This window comes from Paenibacillus sp. RRE4 (assembly GCF_031844205.1).
Classification (GTDB): domain Bacteria; phylum Bacillota; class Bacilli; order Paenibacillales; family Paenibacillaceae; genus Paenibacillus; species Paenibacillus xylanexedens_B.
In genome coordinates, this window is record NZ_JAUZUT010000013.1 from 20989 (window position 1) to 39653 (window position 18665).

Below are 18665 nucleotides of genomic sequence, written 5' to 3' on the forward strand. Positions count from 1 at the left end.
GCATAACCTTTTGTTTCCTTAGCTTAAAGCTTGCAAAACGTTATAACTCAAGACTCACCGGATCTATGCTTCAAATACACGGTCGGTGATGGCTTAACTTCGTTCTCCTCTGCTTTAGTGTCCACCTGTATACTCGTGTTGCTCTTCTCCCACTACCATTTTCTCGTTCCCCATAAAGAAGGAAGCGATCAGTGCAAGGGCTGCCGGAATAACCGCCCAGGCAAACAGCTGCACAATGGAAGAGGATAACGCATGCGTGATGGACTCCAGCACCTGTGGAGGAATCCCTTGACGTAGCTCTGGCGATAGCAGTGCATGCGGATCGGTCAGATCCATCCCGGCAGGCAGACCCCCTGTAGGCGCTCCAGCCGTTGCACCCGCTTCTCCAGCGGCACCACCCATGCTGTCTGTCATTTTGCGCGTAAAGACTTGACTCTGTACAATGCCAAAGATCGTGATGCCCATCGTCATGCCTAAGGAACGCAGGAAGTTCAGCGTTGAACTGGCGGCACCGCGTCTTTGCGGTTCGAAGGCGTTCATAGCCGCATTACTAAGTACGGAGAAAGATGCACCGACACCGAGGCCAATCATGACCATGTATACCCGAATGGTCCATAGGGATGAACCTTCATCCAATGTCGTTAATAAACCTAGCCCCACTACAAGCAAAGCCAGCGTTGGAATCATAATATTGCGGTATTTTGTTTTGGTCATAAGTACACCGCCCATGGAAGCTGTCACGACGGAACCTAGCATCATCGGCAACAACACAAGACCCGAGTTGGTCGCTTTGCCACCGAGTACGCCCTGGATGAAAATCGGGATATATACCGATGCCGTAATAAACGCAGCGCCACTGAACATGGCAATGACGTTACTTGACCAATACACCCGCTTGCGGAACATACCGAATGAAATAATCGGCTCTTTGGCCTTCGTTTCTGCATACAAAAAGATTAATGCCAGCACCACGAATCCACCAAACAGCCCTAGAATCTGTGCGGAGTCCCAGGCATATGTTTTACCACCCAGCTCCAGCGCAAAGATCAGGCAGACTACGGCACCAATCAGTGTAACGGCACCCAGCCAGTCAATCTGCTGCGACTGATGCTGGTGAGATTCCTTATAGAAAAATGCGATAAACAAAAATGCAATCAAACCGAGCGGCAGATTAATGTAAAACACCCATTCCCATGTGGCATACTCTGTAATGTACGCGCCTAGCAGCGGCCCGAATACACTGGAAAGACCGAACACTGCTCCAAACAAACCACCCAGCTTCCCCCGAGATTCAGGCGCAACGACATCGAACATAATCGTAAACGCGATCGGCACCAGTGCTCCTGCACCAATCCCTTGAATCGCTCTGTACATGGTCAGTTCCACGATGGATGTCGCAGTTCCACACAAGGCGGAGCCAAGCATAAATACGATGATCCCGAAGACAAAAAACTTTTTACGTCCATACATATCCGACAGTTTACCGAAAATCGGCATACCTGCCATCTCAGCCACCATGTAGGCAGAGGTTACCCAGACGAACTTGTCGAGCCCGCCGAGCTTGCCCACGATATCCCCCATAGCTGTAGCCACAATGGTATTATCCATAGAGGCCATTAAGATGCTAAGCAGCAAACCTGCCAGCACAAATCCAATTTTATTGTTGCGTGCAGCCATTGTTGTTAATCTCTCCATTCCCGTTCTATTCATATGACTGCATTAGTATATCCGAAAAGAAGTAACAAGCAATCAGTCCAAGGACCGATTGCTTTATGGCAAAACCTTCTACCTTGAGGGGATAACCATCAGCTCTACTGTTACAAGGTGATAAGGGTCGTCTTCCATCTGTCCTCTTCCCTGCTCCCTTCTAGCTAAATTCGCTCGCTGTTGCCCACCTTCGCCTCCGGATCAATGATTAGTTCGCCCGAGTACTCCACAAACCGGATAGTACAGCCGCGCCCAATATGGACTCGATTCCCTCGAACCGTATCCGCTTCGGTATCTTCAAGCACAATCTCATCACCCTCAATCAGTTGAGCCCTGAAGGATGGCGCACCGCCCAATCCGAGCGCTTTCCATAATCCGCTACGTTCCTTGCGCCGAATGTCGATACGCTCACCGCCTACTTCTCTTGCTGAAGAGGACGTGTATAAACGAATCTCCACACTGTCCGCATTGAGAAGTCCACCCACCTTAATATTGCCCTGAACGTTGATTCTCTCTCCCTGCACATCTCCATCAATCGTCGCCATACCACCAATATCAATACGTTCACTGTCCACTCTACCGCGTACGTTACACTTTCCGTTCACCGTAAACTCAGGCGTAGACAGGTCTCCATTAATCGTGGTCATACCATCCACACGTACCCGATTGCTGACCAGTGGACCATTAATGGTACACATTCCATTAACCATCGTACTCTCGGCACGCGCTGCACCATGAACTCCCAATGTTCCATTGACATCGAGAGATTGAGTCCGCAGTTCTCCCTCCACTTTAGCCATTCCGTTAATCGTTGTGCTCTCGGAGACGAGGGAACCGTAGATTTTCAGCGTGCCGTTAACGCTTAGGGAGGAACAATCCAGATCACCGTCCAGTTTAGCCATACCGTCAATATTTACTCGGTGATAAGAACCGCCTGTTGTTTTGCGAGAGCCTGTGACATTCAAATCATTTCTTAAGTGACGTTCTTCCATTCGTAAAATCCCCCTCAGCCCAATTTAAGTTTCAATTCTTCCATGAACGTTGCAAGCGGAATGCGAAGTACCACTTTTACCCCTTGATCAAAATAAAGTTCAGCTCCCGAGTTCACTACCATAAAGGCAGGTACGCCCATCTTGCGGATAAGCATCAATTCACTAGCACGGTCACGAAAACGGTAATAGTGTTCAGACATTACATCAATCAGGAGTAACCCCTCCTGTTGAGTGATATCCCCGCTGAGAAGCAGCTTTTCAAGCACATAAAGCATCATAATCTGTTCGAGACCATATAATGACTGCTGGCGCCCAGCCTCGTTTAACAGATCAAGTGAAGCTAACGAAACAATGTTTCGATCCAGCAGCTGTTGGTCTGACATCTCCACCTCACCAAGTGTTGGCGAGAACACATCTGCCAGTTCATCCAGTGACAATCCGTCTTTCATATGAATAATCTTGTCGATCCGCTGTAAAATCTGCTGTTTAGGAAAAAATGTTTCCTGTCCCGTAAAAGAAGACTTTCGAATAAACCACTCCTCAGGAATCAGGTTTTTTCGTTTCCAGCGATATAATTGACCGTATGAAATGCCTGTCAGGTCAAGTAGCTCTTTTTTGGAGATCAAATCATCCGTCAATTTCAGGACCCCCTTTTCATTAAAGTTAGTGTAACAAAACATTGTTACGTTGTAAAGGCGCGCGGATCATATGTGATGAAAATAATCTATTCTTCGTTTAATCATTTCTTTGTTTTTTCAGAAAATGGATTATACAAAGGTTATTTGCACAGATATCGAATACGTTTTACATCCTGTCATTGCGTTTGCTCTATTTTGGGTATAACCTTGAATAGTAGCTGATATCCTTCAGCTTTCTTACCTTATCCATTGCATAGAAACATCCTTTTAAACTTCCATCTATGAAAGGGGTTACTTTTTGGTATGGCACTCATTAAATGTGATTTCTACTCGGATGCCCTCGGATTAAGTACAAGCATGCATGTGATTCTGCCACAGCAGACCCACAATCAGATCGGAATGGAAAATGTCACCGGTTCTGGTCTGCACCCAACCCTGTATTTGCTTCACGGGATGTCGGATGACGATTCCATCTGGCTACGCCGCACTTCGATTGAACGTTATGTCGCTTCACTCGGAATCGCGGTCGTTATGCCTCAGGTTCATCGCAGCTTCTACACGGACATGGCAGAGGGAGGACAATACTGGACATTCATTAGTGAGGAATTGCCTAAACTTGCGCGCTCCTTCTTCCCGCTGTCACCGAAACGCGAAGATAATTTCGTTGCTGGCCTATCCATGGGCGGATACGGTGCCTTCAAGCTGGCTCTACGAAAACCGGATCAGTACGCTGCGGCGGCAAGTCTTTCGGGTGCTCTTGACATGGCCGCTCATATGAACAACGACGTCCCATCTGCCTTACGGCAGGCTGAACTGTTACGTATCTTCGGACCTCAATTTGCAGGCTCAGAGAACGATTTAATCCATTTGCTCCAGGAGAGTAAACATAACCCGGCTCCACGACCACTCCTCTATCAATGTTGTGGAACAGAGGATTTTCTGTATGAAGATAATCAGACATTCCGTAAAGCCTGCGCCGAGACAGACTTCAAGTTAACTTACGAGGAAGAACCCGGGGAACATGAATGGGGTTACTGGGACATGAAAATCCAGAATGTGTTGAAGTGGTTACCGTTGTCTAAAAGAGACTAAGGCACATAAGAGAGGCCTCCCTCTCCTGCATTAATTGCCAACTAAAAAAGCAGGCTTAAAGTGGACTGTGCCTCCTCGGTTACTATAACTAACCTGAAGGTACAGTTTATCTCAGCCTGCTTTTAATCATCTTTTTCATATTCGCTCAACCTCTTAATACTCCGCTTTCCCTTCTTCCGGCAACAATGCTTTGATCCGAAAGGCCATCCGAAGACGTAACGTCTCTTCCGGGTCTTTCAAGCTGCGGCCAATAATCTCCTCGCATTTTTCCAGCCGATAAATGACGGTATTCCGATGAATATAAAGTCGTTTTGCCGTCTCGGCAAGATGACAATGCGTTTCCAGGTATACGGACAAGGTATGAAGCAACATATGGTGATCCTTAAGTGTCTCATCTTCGAATCCTTGCATCGTATCCACATAAAATTTTCTCAGATGATCATGGGGGATCAAACGCAAAATTTCAGATACTTCCTTCGGCTGATACAATTCAATGAAGCGTACTTTTCCCGATATACTTCCGAAGTAGAGTGCTTCATTCGCCTCTTTAAAAGATAAAGGAATCTGGCTAAGTGGCTGGGCATAACTGCTAAGACCAAATGACAGTTCCGATTCATAATACATGGCAATTTTACGTTGCAGACGTTCCAATAGTTCGATCAAGGACGGCTTGATCATCTCCCACTCTTCAACCAGCGGCATGAGTAACACATAGGAGCGATCATGGGTAAACAAATATATGGGATGGCGGAATTGCGCTAGCTCTCCTTGAAGATGTTCGGCAATCTGATCCTGTTCTGCCTTGTATTGCATGAATGATGTCGAACGATCCTTGCCATTCAGCTTGCCGACTACACAAAGGTATCGTTGATCGCTGGACAGTCCGAACTCCCTTGCCCGGTTTGCAATCTCCTCGTTGCTTGAGAAGACCCCTCCAATAAAGTTTGTAAAAAACTCATTCTGGATCCGGCGCCGATTCTGCTTCAATGCATTATCCTTCATTAATTCAAACGCAATCACGTTCGTTGCCTGTTCAATGGTCAGAATGCTTGAACGTTCGGAAGATGATATGAAACCGGTAATACACAGGAAATGAAGTTGCCTATGAGTGTATACGGGAAATAATGTTAACGTTTCACGTTCCTCACCTAACAAGGAAAATGCCGAGAACACGGAAGGCGCAACATGAATTTGACCGCCGCCAGATAATAAAATCTCCAGTTGTGCAGCCGTTTTAGCAGGAACTCGGCCGAAGATTGGCTGTAGATATGGCCCAAGCAGATAAACAGGAAATCGCAGTAAAGCAGATAATTGATCAAGCAGCTTAGGTATACCTTGACCGCTCATAATTTGTTGAGTGAACTGGCGATGGGTCTGTATCGCATTATGCAACTCCGTTGTTCGCACATCGAGGATATGGCTTAGAGATTTGTTGACAATATCACCTAGCGAAGGATCAACAGGCAGTTCCATCAGAGGCAGGCCCAACTCGTTTGCCAGCTGAACTGCGGATTCAGGAATGCTGCCGAGAAACCTTTTGCTTTTGATACCCAGCCCTGCACATTCCTGTTGTCCCATTTCACGAATCAGTTCGAGCAGAGCCGGCAGGTCATCCTTGAAGTGAAAAGCCGTCGTAATCAGCAACTCATTTCTTTTCAAGTACGGAATAATATCAGGAGCATCCATCATATTGACGGTATGAACTTCTCTATTCAAACCATCGCTCCCCCCTACTACGATTGTTCCGTTGAATACTGCCAGCTTCAGCAAGTCACTCATTTTCATTCTTCTCCACCCCTATGGTTAACATGCACAACGAATTCAGCTATTCTTCTACATTTTCGTGAATGATTTTTAACTTTTTTTATTTTACGATGAATTAAACGCAATGCCAAGTTAATTAATCTAACATCGGTCGGAAAGCTAGCGTTGCCGGAATGGGGGATACTGCATTTGATGATTGAACAACCAAAACCATCTGCCTTGTCTAAGCAGATCGAAGAGATGGTCGAATGGCTGGCTTCGTACGGAAAAGACAATAACGGCGGCGTAACCCGTTTGCTCTATGACCCGGCTTGGAGCGCAGCTCAGAAGGCGATTCAAGCTAAAATAGAACAACTTGGTTTATCTGCACGCTATGACGATGTCGGCAATTTGTTTGGTCGGCTTTCTGGACGTGATCCTGAAGCAAACGTAGTGTTAACCGGATCTCATGTCGACACTGTGATCGGCGGCGGCAAATATGACGGAGCTTATGGGATCATTGCAGCACTCATTGCTGTGGAACATTTGCTCACACATTATGGTCAGCCACTCAAACCTATCGAAGTGGTATCGTTGTGCGAAGAAGAAGGTAGTCGTTTTCCAATGACTTATTGGGGCTCAGGCAACATAACGGGAGTAAAAAAACGCGAGGCCATTCACCAAATCAACGATGTAAATGGAATCCCCTTCGAACAGGCGATGCACGAGGCAGGATTCGGACTCGGGCTTCACGCACAGCCAACACGCAAAGACCTGGAATGTTTTATTGAACTGCACATCGAACAAGGCCAAGTCCTTGAACGCGAAAAGAAATCGATCGGCATCGTCAGTCACATCGTGGGACAACGACGCTATAACATTACGGTATACGGTGAAAGCAATCATGCCGGAACAACACCTATGCAGTGGCGTCGTGATGCGATGTTCACCTCAGCCGAGCTGATCCGAATATTGATGCATCGGGCCAAAGCCCATGAATTCGGACTTGTTGCCACCGTTGGACGTATGGAAGTTAAACCGAATGTAGGTAATGTCATTGCACGAGAGGTTACCTTTAGCCTGGATGTTCGTCACAGTGATGCGAAGATCATTGAGCAATTTTGCGAGGCATGCTTCAGTGAATTCGAGACCGTTGCCTCTGAACACGGAACAACGGTCGCTTGCCATAAGTGGATGGATGAACCTCCCGTTGCGATGGATTGCACGTTAAACCAGACAGCCGAGGAGATTTTAGAAAGCGAAGGTGTTTCGTACAAAAGAATGACCAGCGGAGCAGGACATGACTCACAGATTTTCGGCACATATTGTCCAACAGGATTATTATTCGTACCAAGCCAGGGCGGCATTAGCCACTCCCCTGCTGAATTCACCCCTACGGAAGATTTACAGCGCGGAGTTCGCCTGTTAATCGACCTGTTATACAAGCTGGCATACTGAATGAACAACCAGAAATCAGGAGGCGATGACGAGATGACACAATACCGGGAAATCCATGCACCTTTGAGAACTATTATGACCCCAGGACCAGTCGAGGTTGACCCAAGAGTTTTAAGAGCGATGGCAACGCCCATTTTGGGTCAGTTCGATCCGGAATTCACCCGAATGATGAACGAAACGATGGACATGTTGCGGCAGACATTCCAAACGACGAACCAGTGGGCCTTTCCGGTTGATGGCACTTCACGTTCCGGTCTGGAAGCCGTGCTGTGCAGCCTGATCGAGCCAGGGGACAAAGTGCTTGTTCCTATCTTCGGACGCTTCGGACATTTGCTGACTGAAATTGCCGAACGCCACGGCGCAGAACTCCATCTCATGGAATGCCCATGGGGAGAAGTATTCGACCAACAAGCAGTAATTGATGAGGTAAAACGGGTTCAGCCGAAAATATTAGCCATCGTACACGGCGAGACTTCAACAGGTTGCATGCAGCCACTGGACCAGATCGGTCCAGCTTGCCGGGAACTTGGTGTATTAACAGTCGTTGATGCTGTTGCTTCCATCGGCGGCGCCCCCGTCAAAGTAGATAAATGGCAACTCGATGCCGTGATTGGCGGCACCCAAAAGTGCATATCCGTCCCTTCTGGCATGGCTCCTGTGACTTACAACGAGCGGGTAGAACGCATTCTGGCAAGTCGAAAAAAGGTAGAACGCGGCGTTGCACTTGAGAGTGATCGCCGGGATGTCGCACATCCGATCCGCAGTAATTACTTTGATCTGAGCCAGCTGCAAGATTACTGGGGGCCACGCCGATTGAACCATCATACGGAGGCGACATCTATGCTTTACGCCCTGCGTGAAGGATTGCGCATTCTGCTGGAGGAAGGACTTGAAACACGCTTCGAACGTCATCGATTGCATGAAAAAGCACTGATGGCAGGTATACGCGGCATGGGTCTGGAGCTGTTCAACGATAAAGCATGGAAGCTTCCAGTCGTCACCTGTGTAAAAATTCCTGCAGGCATTGATGGCGAGTCTGTACGAACTACACTTCTGACCCAGTTCGGTATTGAGATCGCCAGCTCATTCGGACCGTTACATGGGCAGATTTGGAGAATCGGTACCATGGGTTACAGTTGTCGGAAAGAAAACGTACTATTCGTCCTCTCCGCACTGGAAGCTGTGTTAATTCGTCATAAAGCTCCGATTGTGATTGGACGCGGGGTTCAAGAGGCCCTTGACGTTTACGAGCACGCAGAATAAAGTACCGGGTAAAGCTCTGAGGCATTATAATATCGCATAGAAACAGGGCTGTTTTCCAATTAGGATCAAGGCTATTTTTCAATATTGAAAGGATTCCGGGAACTGCCGGAATCCTTTTGTACAATTCAGACTTCGTTCAAGATACATCAACTGCATCACGGATTGCCTGAATGCATGGGAAACATTTTCAACGAAGATCCACACGGAAGGTGACACATGCTTAAAATCAACTGGCTCCGCTCGGGTCTGAGCGGGCTGCAATGGCTGTTTTTTTTATTTACCAATACGGTAGTTATACCTATTACAGTTGGGGCGGCATTTGCATTGCCTCAGGAACGAATTCAATTTCTGATCCAGTGCTCTTTTATTCTCACCGGAATCGCATGTGCTTTACAAGCATGGCTTGGACATCAAAGATCCGTCATGGAAGGACAGTCGGGGTTATGGTGGGGTGTCATTCTGAGCCTTAGCGCATCCGCCCCCTCCCTTGGTATATCCTTGACGGAACTCGGGGGGAGTCTCGCCGTAGGTATTCTGATCTCGGGTGTGATCACAATTCTGATTGGCTTGTGCGGTCTCGCTACGCCTTTGTCGAAATTATTTACGCCAGGAGTCATGGCTGTATTTATGTTCTTACTTGGCTGCCGACTGAATATCATTTTTCTCGAAGGTATGCTTGGTATCTCATCCGGCTCTTCCGATAAAGCGAACGTAATCCAACCTGCCGTTTTTCTACTGGCGGCTGCTGTGGCTGTTTTTGTTTCTGTCTTATCTATAAAAGCCCGGTCAGCCATAGCACAGTATGCTTTACTGATTGGTATTTTGGGCGGCTGGGCATTACATGCATTTATCTTCGGTAGCTCAGGGGGAACATCCAACTCCGGATCACTCGATGCAGGCTGGTTTCCACTCGGGGAACCTGCGGGTGGATTAAACACTGGCGTAATCGCGATCGCCGTGATTGCCGGTTTAATCAACACTTCAAACACATTTGGCGCTTTGAAAGGTACCGACGCTATTTATGAGCACGAAGCGGCGAGCGGCCAGTATAAACGTTCTTTTACAATCAGCGGCATTCTTGCAGTGATTTCAGGTCTGCTTGGACTTGTTCCATACGCTCCATACGTTAGTTCTGTCGGCTTTCTCCAACAAACCCGTATGCGAGAACGACTTCCATTTGTCATTGGGGGTCTGCTGTTTGCAACCATCGGCCTGATTCCAGCTATCACCGGTTTATTGACACAACTTCCGCTTAGTATCGGAAGCGCTGTACTATTCGTGACGTACCTTCGCTTGTTAGGTTCTTCACTCCAGTATTTCGGACAACTTCATATGGACGCAGCCAACCTCTACCGGACGGCTGCGCCATTATTCATAGGTATTATCGTTATGGGATTACCCTCGGAAATTTTTACAACATTACCCCCATTGCTACGTCCACTTCTCGGAAACGGGCTTTTGGTAGGCATTTTACTGGCTTTGTTGTTGAACCAAGTTCACTCCCGCCCCTCCCTGAGTGCACTAAGCCCTAGTATAAGAACGAAAGGGGAATAACCAATGAAACATTCTAATCAGGAACAGACAGAGACACGGTCAATGAGTACAGGTCCAAAAAATTCAACAGATGCACTCCGGTCTAATCACTGGGGGGCATACGTTAATGTAGAAGTCAGACTTCCAGCTACCCGGTATGGCCCACTAAATGGACTAACCTTTGCAGTCAAAGATGTCTTCAATATTCAGGGAGAAACAAGCGGAGCAGGCAATCCCGATTGGCTCCGCACACATGAGCCTGCCACATCTACTGCTCCTGCATTGCTTACCCTGCTGGAGAATGGCGCAAACCTAGAAGGCACAACACAGACGGACGAACTGATGTACAGTCTGAATGGGGAAAATGCTCATTACGGTACGCCAACCAATCCCCTCGCTTCGGATCGGATTCCAGGCGGTTCATCAAGTGGTTCAGCCGTGGCAGCAGCAGCGGGGCTCGCCGATTTCGCCATTGGAACCGATACCGGCGGGTCCGTACGCATCCCCTCTTCATATTGCGGACTGTACGGGTTCCGCCCAACGCATGGTGCCGTGTCGGCAGAGGGGGTCATTCCTCTTGCACATAGCTTCGATACTGTCGGCTGGATGAGCAAGGATATCACTATTTTACGTAACGTAGGCAACGTGCTAATGAAAGAAAGGCTTCTTTTGAAGGAAAATGGATCAGAAATTGCAATTGACTTAAATATGAAACCGTTCACTCAGTTCTTCATAGCGACAGAAGCATGGGAGCTACCTGAAGCTGAGGATTGTTCGCTTTTGCTCTCATCATTACACAAAATCGAGGAATGGCAACCAGAAGGCTATCAAACCATTAACCTAACCGAACCTGCCGAGAGCTTGGCAGACTGGTCGGCGGCGTTCCGTGTCCTTCAAGGACTGGAAATTGCGAACGAACACAGCGACTGGCTTACAAAAGAACGTCCAACATTTGGCCCGGGAATCGCAGAACGTTTCGAATGGGCTTGCTCCCTTGAGAAATCTGCTAGCGAGGCCGAAGCGGAGCTGCGCGCTCGTGTACAACGTAACCTCGTTAACTTGTTAGGAGAAGATGGTCTGCTAGCCATTCCAACTGCACCGGGCCCAGCTCCCCTTCTGGGATTGAAAGGTCCTGAAGCAGAAGCTTACCGCGCCAAAACGATGCAACTCTCCTGTATCGCAGGGCTCTCCGGCCTGCCTCAGGTTACAGTTCCTGTTCTCCGTCCTGACGGACTACCCATAGGGCTATCTTTTATTGGTGGTACTAAGACAGATCTTAAGTTATTAGATTGGACAGCAAAACAGTTTGCGGAAGAGGTGTGCCGATGAAACTTCTAACGATTGAAGATAAGGGGCGGGAGCAAGTTGCTTTTTGGACGGATCGGGGCATTACTCCACTGGCTTGGCTGAACGAGCAATTCGGCACGAGCTGGGATACAGATCTGTTTACTTTGCTACAAAATAATCAACTCACCGTACTGCGTAGCTGGTACAGCAATGAACACGAACAACTTACGTCACTGCCTTCTCTGCCGGCCAGTGACGTATCCTATCGTGCGCTGTATCGCCACCCTGGGAAAATCATTGGCGTAGGAATGAACTACTGGGACAAAGCCATCGAACTATCGGGACGCCCACCCGAGGATGAACCCGTTATTTTTCTCAAACCTGATTCATCCCTGATTGGCTCCGGGGAAACGATCCGTCTACCGGACTCGGCCGGACAGGTCACTGCTGAGGCAGAGCTGGCGATTGTCATTGGACAAACATGCAAAGCCATTCGCGAAGATCAGGCCATGAGTTTCATAGCAGGTTACACAACATCACTCGATATGACCGCCAAAGAAATTCACGCCCGCAACCCCCGGTTCATGCAACGTGCCAAAAGCTTTGACACGTTCCTGAGTCTCGGCTCTTCCCTCTCTACACCTGATGAATACGACAATCTGAACGAACTTGAGATTCAAACGATACACAATGGCGATGTTACTCATCGCAATACCGTTGATCACATGATCTTCTCACCTGCGTACCTGATTTCTTTCCTTTCGAATGTGATGACACTTCATCCGGGAGATGTCATTTTGACGGGCACCCCGGGATCAGTCACCATTCAGCCAGGCGATTCCGTTGGCTGTCAGATTGAAGGGCTTAGGAAGCTAGATAACAGGGTAGAGAGCTAAATCCGAACATTGTAAGGTTTTTTGAACACAAAAATGCAATTTTCACGCCACCCCTCTCATATGTAACATACAACGTCATGTTTTTTCATGCAAATTCAACAGAAATTACGATAACAATCTACGTTTTTGTCAATGAATTGTACATACAAGATGATAAAATAAGATATACAGAGAACAGGTAAGGATACATAACATTATAAAGTTATTTTATCTTACATGTTTTATATCATCTATGGTGTGCAGACAGGAATGGATGGAATGACTCGTTAATTCAGAGATCGACCAGCCTTGCGGCACCCCATATCAAAGAGGAGTGGGGCAGATATGTCAACGAATTTGGCAGGACAAGTACTGGAACAGACCCAGCTACACGAAGAAATCAGTATCGACGACTCCTTGAAACCGAAACAGGAGAGCGACAGAACGATCGGATCAGTACCCTACATGTTCATGTGGATCGGGGATGGCGTGAACCTCGGTAACATGACGCTCGGAGCAAGCCTCATCGTTGCAGGTGTCGCTACACTCAATGTCTTCCAAACGTTTGTTGCTGCGATGATTGCCATTGCGATCATTTCCGTAATCTTTGCAATAAATGACCGGTTTGGTTATCGAACAGGTATCCCATATGTCGTTCAACTGCGCATGTCTTTTGGCATCAAGGGATCGATCATCTCCTCATTTTTACGTGGCGTGCCTGCCATCGTATGGTACGGTTTCCAGAGCTGGGTCGGAGCAACGGCCTTGAATGAAATTGTTAAAGTATTAAGCGGTGGTAGCTTAGACAGCATTCCTGTTTGTTTTATCTTGCTACAGGCCGTTCAGATTGTCCTCTCACTTTATGGCTTTCACGCAATCAAGTGGGTGGAAACCCTCGCTTCCGTCGTTATTATGCTCGCACTCGTTTACGTATTCAGCTTATTACTCAACTCCCACAGCACAGCTATTACTGAAAATTGGGTGAATGCCAAAGGGACATGGGGACTTCCATTCTTTGCTTTCATCATGGTATTCCTCGGCAACTATGCAGCCATCTTTCTAAGTGCAGGTGATTATTCTCGTGAGCTGAAGAGCGGCATGAGTGACAAAAAGCGTAGTATGCTCTACTTCTTCCCGATCGTTATCGCTTATGGATTCGTTCTGACGATTGGTGCAATGATGGCTGCAGCAACAGGCATCTCTAATCCAGTCAAAGCATTTGCTGTTATTGTGGACAACCCATACATCACCGTATTTGTTTCAGCCTTCATCGTCATTGGTGCAGTTGCTGTTAACATGGTCGCTAACATCGTACCACCCGCTTACGTCATCTCGCTTGTTACCAAGCTTAAATACAAAGCATCTGTTGTCATCACTGGCTTGCTCGCCCTCTGTTCGTTCCCGTGGGTACTCGTACAGGATTCCTCGGCTCAAGGTTTGAATACATTTATTCTAATCTATTCCGCTTTCCTGGGGCCTATTGTATCGATTATGCTGGTCGAATATTACATCTTGCGAAAACAGAAGGTTGATACAGCAGAATTATATCTCGATAACGGCTCCTTTAAAGGATATAACCCAAGTGCCTTGTTAGCTATGCTCATCGGAGCTGGAGCAGCCTTCCTGCTCGTTGACATCGGCTGGATTATCGGCTTCATTACAGCAGGCCTATCCTATCTGCTACTCAGCAAATTCGCCTTTAAGGGTTCCTCATTCAAGAAAGGTACCATCTACGAATAAATGAGCCTGACTTGACTGTAAGAGCCAACCCATTTAAACATCACCAAAAAGAGAGAGGGATGAATATGGAACATTATGATCTGATCATACGTAACGGGAGCGTGGTGTTGCCAGACGGTGTTGCACAAGTCGATATCGGCGTGAAGGATGGCAAGATTGCGGCGATTGCCTCCACACTTGAAGGCGAAGCAACACACGAATGGAATGCCACCGGACAGCATATACTCCCAGGCATGATTGATGTGCACGTGCATTTCAGCGAACCAGGAAGAGAGCACTGGGAAGGCTTTACTACCGGATCAGCGATGATGGCAGCAGGTGGATGCACGACCTTTTTCGATATGCCACTAAACGGAATCCCCTCGACAGTCACGGAAGAGGCACTGCTGGAGAAGGCACGCATCGGTAACGAAAAATCTCTCGTTGATTTTGGCCTCTGGGGCGGACTCGTGCCTGGTAACGAAGATGATCTGCAACCGTTAGCTGAATCTGGCGTAATTGGCTTCAAAGCCTTCTTATCTACCACTGGTAATAAAGAATTCGAAGCTGTAGACGACATGACACTGCTGACGGGTATGAAAAAGATTGCCGCTCTCGGCAAAATTCTGGCTCTGCATTCGGAAAGCGCGGCAATAACGAACTGGCTGAAAGCTGAAAAGGAAGCGGCAGGACTCGTCAGTGCCGATGACTATCTGGAGACAAGGCCAATCCTCGCCGAAGTTGAGGCGGTTGAACGTGCACTCTACTATTCCGAAATTACAGGATGCGCCCTGCATTTTGTTCATATCAGTTCCGCAGCAGCCGTGGCTAAAATTGAGGCGGCAAAAGCCCGCGGCATGAATGTCACGGTAGAAACTTGCGCACATTACCTGCTCTTCAACCACGATAGTCTGCGTGAAAAAGGGACTATCGCCAAATGTGCTCCTCCCCTGCGTGAGGCGGATGAACAGCAGCGACTGATCTCCCTCCTGGCAGAAGGTAAATTCGATATGCTGTCTTCCGATCATTCACCATGCCCTTACGATATGAAAGATCCGAAAGATTATAATCTCTTTCAGGCATGGGGTGGAATCAGTGGTGGACAATTCACACTGCTCTCTGCACTCGAACTTGCGTTAGCCCACAACATTCCATTAGAGCACGTTGCTGCTTGGACAGCTTTGAATCCGGCAAGACGTTTTGAAATTGCAGATCGAAAGGGCAGTATCGCCATCGGAATGGACGCTGACCTTGCCATCGTAAATCTGAATGAAGCATTCACCGTGACGGAAGAAAACTATTATGCCAAGCATAAACAGAGCCTCTATATCGGGCATACTTTCCCGTCGAGTCTGGCAGGTACAATCGTCCGCGGACATGTCGTTGTGCAGGATGGCAAGGTGCTACCTTCTATAAACGAAGGTAGCTGGCTGAAGCCTTAATTTAAGATAATAGGAAGCACACAAAAGAAGCATGTCAGAGATTCGTCTCTCGAACATGCTTCTTTTTTAATCTTTTTCTTCTTTTTGAGTCCTAACCCTGGATTGTAGCCTAAGCCTTAACCCCGATTTTCAATCCACTGCTCGGTTGCCCCAAGCACCTTCTCGCTACGAGCAATAGCCTCAGCTACTTGACCCGATGCCGTACCGCCATACACGTTACGAGCATTGACTACCGCTTCGGGCTGCAATACATCATAGATGCGGTCATCAAACAGCGGTGAAAATTGTTTGAATTCATCAATCGTCAGATCAAGCAGATATTTGCCGTTCTGGATGCAGTACAATACGGTTTTACCAATCACTTCATGGGCTTGACGGAAAGGCAGACCCTCACCTACGAGGAAATCAGCGATGTCCGTTGCATTGGAGAAGTCCTGGTTTACCGCTTGACGCATACGATCTTTGTTCACTTTCATCGTAGCGATCATCGGAGCAAATAACTGAAGCGCCCCTTCAAGTGTTGCTACCGTATCAAACATGCCTTCTTTGTCTTCCTGCATATCCTTGTTGTAGGCCAGCGGAAGAGATTTCAGCACGGTCAGCAATCCGATCAGATTGCCGTATACACGTCCCGTTTTACCACGAACAAGCTCAGGCACATCCGGATTTTTCTTTTGTGGCATAATGCTGCTGCCTGTGCAGAACGCATCATCCAGCTCTACAAAACCAAACTCCGTGCTGCTCCATAGCACCAATTCTTCGCTCAAACGGGACAAGTGAGTCATGATCAGGGAAGCTGCCGCCAGGAACTCCACGATGAAGTCACGGTCACTTACCGCATCCAGACTATTCTCGTACACTCCATCAAAACCAAGCTGTTCCGCTACAAAATGACGATCAATCGGGAACGTTGTTCCTGCAAGCGCCCCTGCACCAAGCGGCAGTACGTTAATGCGTTTGTAGCTGTCCATCAGACGCTCTGCATCACGCTGGAACATCGATACGTATGCCATCAAGTGGTGTGCAAACAGAATTGGCTGTGCACGTTGCAGATGGGTATATCCCGGTACAATCGTATCCAGATTGTCTTTAGCTTGTCCGATCAACGCTTCCTGCAAAGCATGCAACATGCCGACAAAACCAACGACACGCTCACGCAGATACAAGTGCATATCGGTTGCCACCTGGTCATTCCGACTGCGGCCTGTATGCAACTTACCACCGACAGGGCCAATCGTTTCAATCAGGTTTTTCTCAATGTTCATGTGGATGTCTTCATCCGATACGGAGAATTCCACTTCACCCGCACGGATTTTATGCAAAACGGTAATCAGGCCTTCTTTGATCGTTTCCACATCTTCTGCCGGCAAAATACCGCATTTCCCCAGCATCGTCACATGGGCCAAACTGCCTTGAATATCTTCTTCCGCCAATGCTTTGTCAAAATTGATGGATGCGGTATATTCTTCAACCAGATGATTGGTTTGCTTCGTAAAACGTCCTCCCCACAGCTTGCTCACAGTGAGTATCCCCTTTCGCTCATGGACAAAGCCGCCCCTGCCAGAATGTGCAAGAACGGCCTGCCTTGTCAGTAATTATGATATAGCGTGACACACACGCCGTGAATTATTTTTTGTTTTGCTCCACACCGGAATGTACTTTCAAACGCAGTGCATTCAGGCGGATAAAGCCTGTTGCATCGCCTTGATCATAAGCTTCAGATGGATCAGCTTCCATGGTAGCAATGTCCGGATTGTACAGGCTGACAGGGCTTTTCACACCCGCGCCGATGACATTTCCTTTGTACAGTTTCACACGAACCGTACCCGTTACGTTCTTCTGGCTTTCCGTTACCAGAGCTTGCAGTGCCAGACGTTCCGGTGCGAACCAGAACCCGTTATATACGAGTGTGCTGTAACGTGTAATCAAGCTGTCACGCAGGTTCATCACTTCACGATCCATCGTAATGGATTCCATTTTGCGATGTGCAGTGAACAAGATTGTTCCACCTGGTGTTTCGTATACGCCGCGACTCTTCATGCCGACAAAACGGTTCTCTACCATATCTACACGGCCAATACCGTGTTTGCCGCCCAGTTCATTCAATTGCTCCATCACTTGCAACGGGCTCAGACGCTCGCCGTTCAAGGCAACACAGTCGCCTTGTTCAAACTCCAGTTCAAGGTATTCCGGTTGATCCGGTGCATCCTCAGGTGCGCTGCTCAGCAGGAACATGTCTTTGTTCTCATCCGCGCTCGGATCGAACCAAGGATCTTCAAGCACACCGCTCTCATAGCTGATATGTAGCAGGTTGCGGTCTGTAGAGTACGGTTTCGCCGCAGAAGCGGTAACCGGAATGCCATGTTTTTCAGCGTATGCGATCATCTCGGCACGTCCCGGGAATTGATTGCGGAACTCTTCCAGACGCCAAGGCGCGATCACTTGAATGTCCGGTGTCAGAGCAGCTGCGTTCAACTCAAAACGAACCTGGTCATTCCCTTTACCCGTAGCGCCGTGAGCGATCGCTGTAGCGCCTTCTGCACGAGCGATATCCACCATACGTTTAGCGATAAGCGGACGTGCGATACTTGTACCGAGCAGGTATTGACCTTCGTAGAGGGCGCCTGCCTGGAACATGGGATAGATGAAATCTTTCGCGAATTCGTCGCGCAGATCATCGATGTATACTTTGGAAGCGCCCGTAGCGAGCGCTTTTTCTTCGAGTCCGTCGAGTTCATCCTTCTGACCGATATCCGCGGTAAACGCGATAATCTCTGCATCATACGTTTCTTTCAACCATTTCAAAATTACAGATGTGTCTAGTCCGCCGGAATAGGCGAGTACGATTTTTTCCTTAGCCATGTGATATGGTCCTCCCCAAGATCAATTACTATATTGCATCTATCATCGCCAAAT

The 18665-nt window shown here is 47.9% G+C and carries 14 protein-coding genes; 8 read left to right on the forward strand and 6 right to left on the reverse strand.

Annotation, left to right across the window (positions count from 1 at the left end):
* Nucleotides 1–114: 114 nt before the first annotated feature.
* The 3 genes from Q9R46_RS26255 to Q9R46_RS26265 form a co-directional block, all read right to left on the reverse strand.
* Entirely contained in the window at nucleotides 115–1677 is a 1563-nt protein-coding gene (locus Q9R46_RS26255) for an MDR family MFS transporter (RefSeq protein ID WP_311282360.1), read from the reverse strand.
* Nucleotides 1678–1871: 194 nt separating this feature from the next.
* Entirely contained in the window at nucleotides 1872–2699 is an 828-nt protein-coding gene (locus Q9R46_RS26260) for a polymer-forming cytoskeletal protein (protein ID WP_311282361.1), read from the reverse strand.
* Nucleotides 2700–2713: 14 nt separating this feature from the next.
* Nucleotides 2714–3337, reverse strand: coding sequence for a YhbD family protein (locus tag Q9R46_RS26265; protein ID WP_145334559.1), 624 nt, complete (start codon nucleotides 3335–3337; stop codon nucleotides 2714–2716).
* Nucleotides 3338–3640: 303 nt separating this feature from the next.
* Here Q9R46_RS26265 and Q9R46_RS26270 point away from each other — a divergent pair, with 303 nt between their 5' ends.
* Nucleotides 3641–4429 carry an alpha/beta hydrolase gene (locus tag Q9R46_RS26270; protein WP_145414126.1) on the forward strand — a complete coding sequence of 263 codons (789 nt, stop codon included), beginning with the start codon at nucleotides 3641–3643 and terminating at the stop codon, nucleotides 4427–4429.
* Nucleotides 4430–4582: 153 nt separating this feature from the next.
* On the opposite strand, the gene Q9R46_RS26275 is transcribed toward Q9R46_RS26270, so the two are convergent.
* The gene (locus Q9R46_RS26275) at nucleotides 4583–6214 is read right to left on the reverse strand and encodes a PucR family transcriptional regulator (RefSeq protein WP_311282362.1); all 1632 of its coding nucleotides are present in this window, start codon (nucleotides 6212–6214) and stop codon (nucleotides 4583–4585) included.
* A 171-nt stretch (nucleotides 6215–6385) separates the two neighbouring features.
* Between Q9R46_RS26275 and allC the strand changes: the two genes are divergently transcribed.
* From allC to Q9R46_RS26310, 7 genes are all read left to right on the forward strand, one after another.
* Nucleotides 6386–7630: an allantoate deiminase gene (gene allC, locus Q9R46_RS26280; protein WP_311282363.1), complete on the forward strand. Its 1245-nt coding sequence runs from the start codon at nucleotides 6386–6388 to the stop codon at nucleotides 7628–7630.
* A gap of 33 nt (nucleotides 7631–7663) precedes the next feature.
* On the forward strand, nucleotides 7664–8893 hold the full coding sequence (locus Q9R46_RS26285) for a pyridoxal-phosphate-dependent aminotransferase family protein (RefSeq protein ID WP_311282364.1): 1230 nt from the start codon (nucleotides 7664–7666) through the stop codon (nucleotides 8891–8893).
* A gap of 216 nt (nucleotides 8894–9109) precedes the next feature.
* Entirely contained in the window at nucleotides 9110–10447 is a 1338-nt protein-coding gene (locus Q9R46_RS26290) for a uracil/xanthine transporter (RefSeq protein WP_311282365.1), read from the forward strand.
* 42 nt (nucleotides 10448–10489) lie between these two features.
* Nucleotides 10490–11755 carry an amidase gene (locus Q9R46_RS26295; RefSeq protein ID WP_311282394.1) on the forward strand — a complete coding sequence of 422 codons (1266 nt, stop codon included), beginning with the start codon at nucleotides 10490–10492 and terminating at the stop codon, nucleotides 11753–11755.
* Nucleotides 11752–12609 (forward strand): fumarylacetoacetate hydrolase family protein, encoded by an 858-nt coding sequence (locus Q9R46_RS26300; protein ID WP_311282366.1) that lies wholly within the window; start codon nucleotides 11752–11754, stop codon nucleotides 12607–12609. The genes Q9R46_RS26295 and Q9R46_RS26300 overlap by 4 nt, the downstream gene beginning before the upstream one ends.
* Before the next feature lie 324 nt (nucleotides 12610–12933).
* Nucleotides 12934–14328 carry an NCS1 family transporter gene (locus Q9R46_RS26305; protein WP_311282367.1) on the forward strand — a complete coding sequence of 465 codons (1395 nt, stop codon included), beginning with the start codon at nucleotides 12934–12936 and terminating at the stop codon, nucleotides 14326–14328.
* Nucleotides 14329–14393: 65 nt separating this feature from the next.
* Nucleotides 14394–15749, forward strand: a complete 1356-nt coding sequence (locus Q9R46_RS26310; RefSeq protein ID WP_311282368.1) for an allantoinase — start codon at nucleotides 14394–14396, stop codon at nucleotides 15747–15749.
* A gap of 116 nt (nucleotides 15750–15865) precedes the next feature.
* Here Q9R46_RS26310 and argH read toward each other — a convergent pair whose 3' ends face one another.
* Together argH and Q9R46_RS26320 are read right to left on the reverse strand one after the other, a co-directional pair.
* Complete coding sequence (gene argH, locus Q9R46_RS26315) at nucleotides 15866–17269, reverse strand: argininosuccinate lyase (protein ID WP_111269132.1); 1404 nt, start codon at nucleotides 17267–17269, stop codon at nucleotides 15866–15868.
* Between the two features lie 106 nt (nucleotides 17270–17375).
* Complete coding sequence (locus tag Q9R46_RS26320; RefSeq protein WP_090922968.1) at nucleotides 17376–18611, reverse strand: argininosuccinate synthase; 1236 nt, start codon at nucleotides 18609–18611, stop codon at nucleotides 17376–17378.
* Nucleotides 18612–18665 lie beyond the last annotated feature (54 nt).

Excerpts from the sequence above, each read along its gene's own strand:
- Q9R46_RS26255 (WP_311282360.1), bottom strand. The coding sequence starts at position 1,677 with ATGGCTGCACGCAACAATAAAATTGGATTTGTGCTGGCAGGTTTGCTG.
- Q9R46_RS26260 (WP_311282361.1), bottom strand. The coding sequence starts at position 2,699 with ATGGAAGAACGTCACTTAAGAAATGATTTGAATGTCACAGGCTCTCGC.
- Q9R46_RS26270 (WP_145414126.1), top strand. The coding sequence starts at position 3,641 with ATGGCACTCATTAAATGTGATTTCTACTCGGATGCCCTCGGATTAAGT.
- Q9R46_RS26275 (WP_311282362.1), bottom strand. The coding sequence starts at position 6,214 with ATGAAAATGAGTGACTTGCTGAAGCTGGCAGTATTCAACGGAACAATC.
- allC (WP_311282363.1), top strand. The coding sequence starts at position 6,386 with ATGATTGAACAACCAAAACCATCTGCCTTGTCTAAGCAGATCGAAGAG.
- Q9R46_RS26285 (WP_311282364.1), top strand. The coding sequence starts at position 7,664 with ATGACACAATACCGGGAAATCCATGCACCTTTGAGAACTATTATGACC.
- Q9R46_RS26290 (WP_311282365.1), top strand. The coding sequence starts at position 9,110 with ATGCTTAAAATCAACTGGCTCCGCTCGGGTCTGAGCGGGCTGCAATGG.
- Q9R46_RS26295 (WP_311282394.1), top strand. The coding sequence starts at position 10,490 with ATGAGTACAGGTCCAAAAAATTCAACAGATGCACTCCGGTCTAATCAC.
- Q9R46_RS26300 (WP_311282366.1), top strand. The coding sequence starts at position 11,752 with ATGAAACTTCTAACGATTGAAGATAAGGGGCGGGAGCAAGTTGCTTTT.
- Q9R46_RS26305 (WP_311282367.1), top strand. The coding sequence starts at position 12,934 with ATGTCAACGAATTTGGCAGGACAAGTACTGGAACAGACCCAGCTACAC.
- Q9R46_RS26310 (WP_311282368.1), top strand. The coding sequence starts at position 14,394 with ATGGAACATTATGATCTGATCATACGTAACGGGAGCGTGGTGTTGCCA.
- Q9R46_RS26320 (WP_090922968.1), bottom strand. The coding sequence starts at position 18,611 with ATGGCTAAGGAAAAAATCGTACTCGCCTATTCCGGCGGACTAGACACA.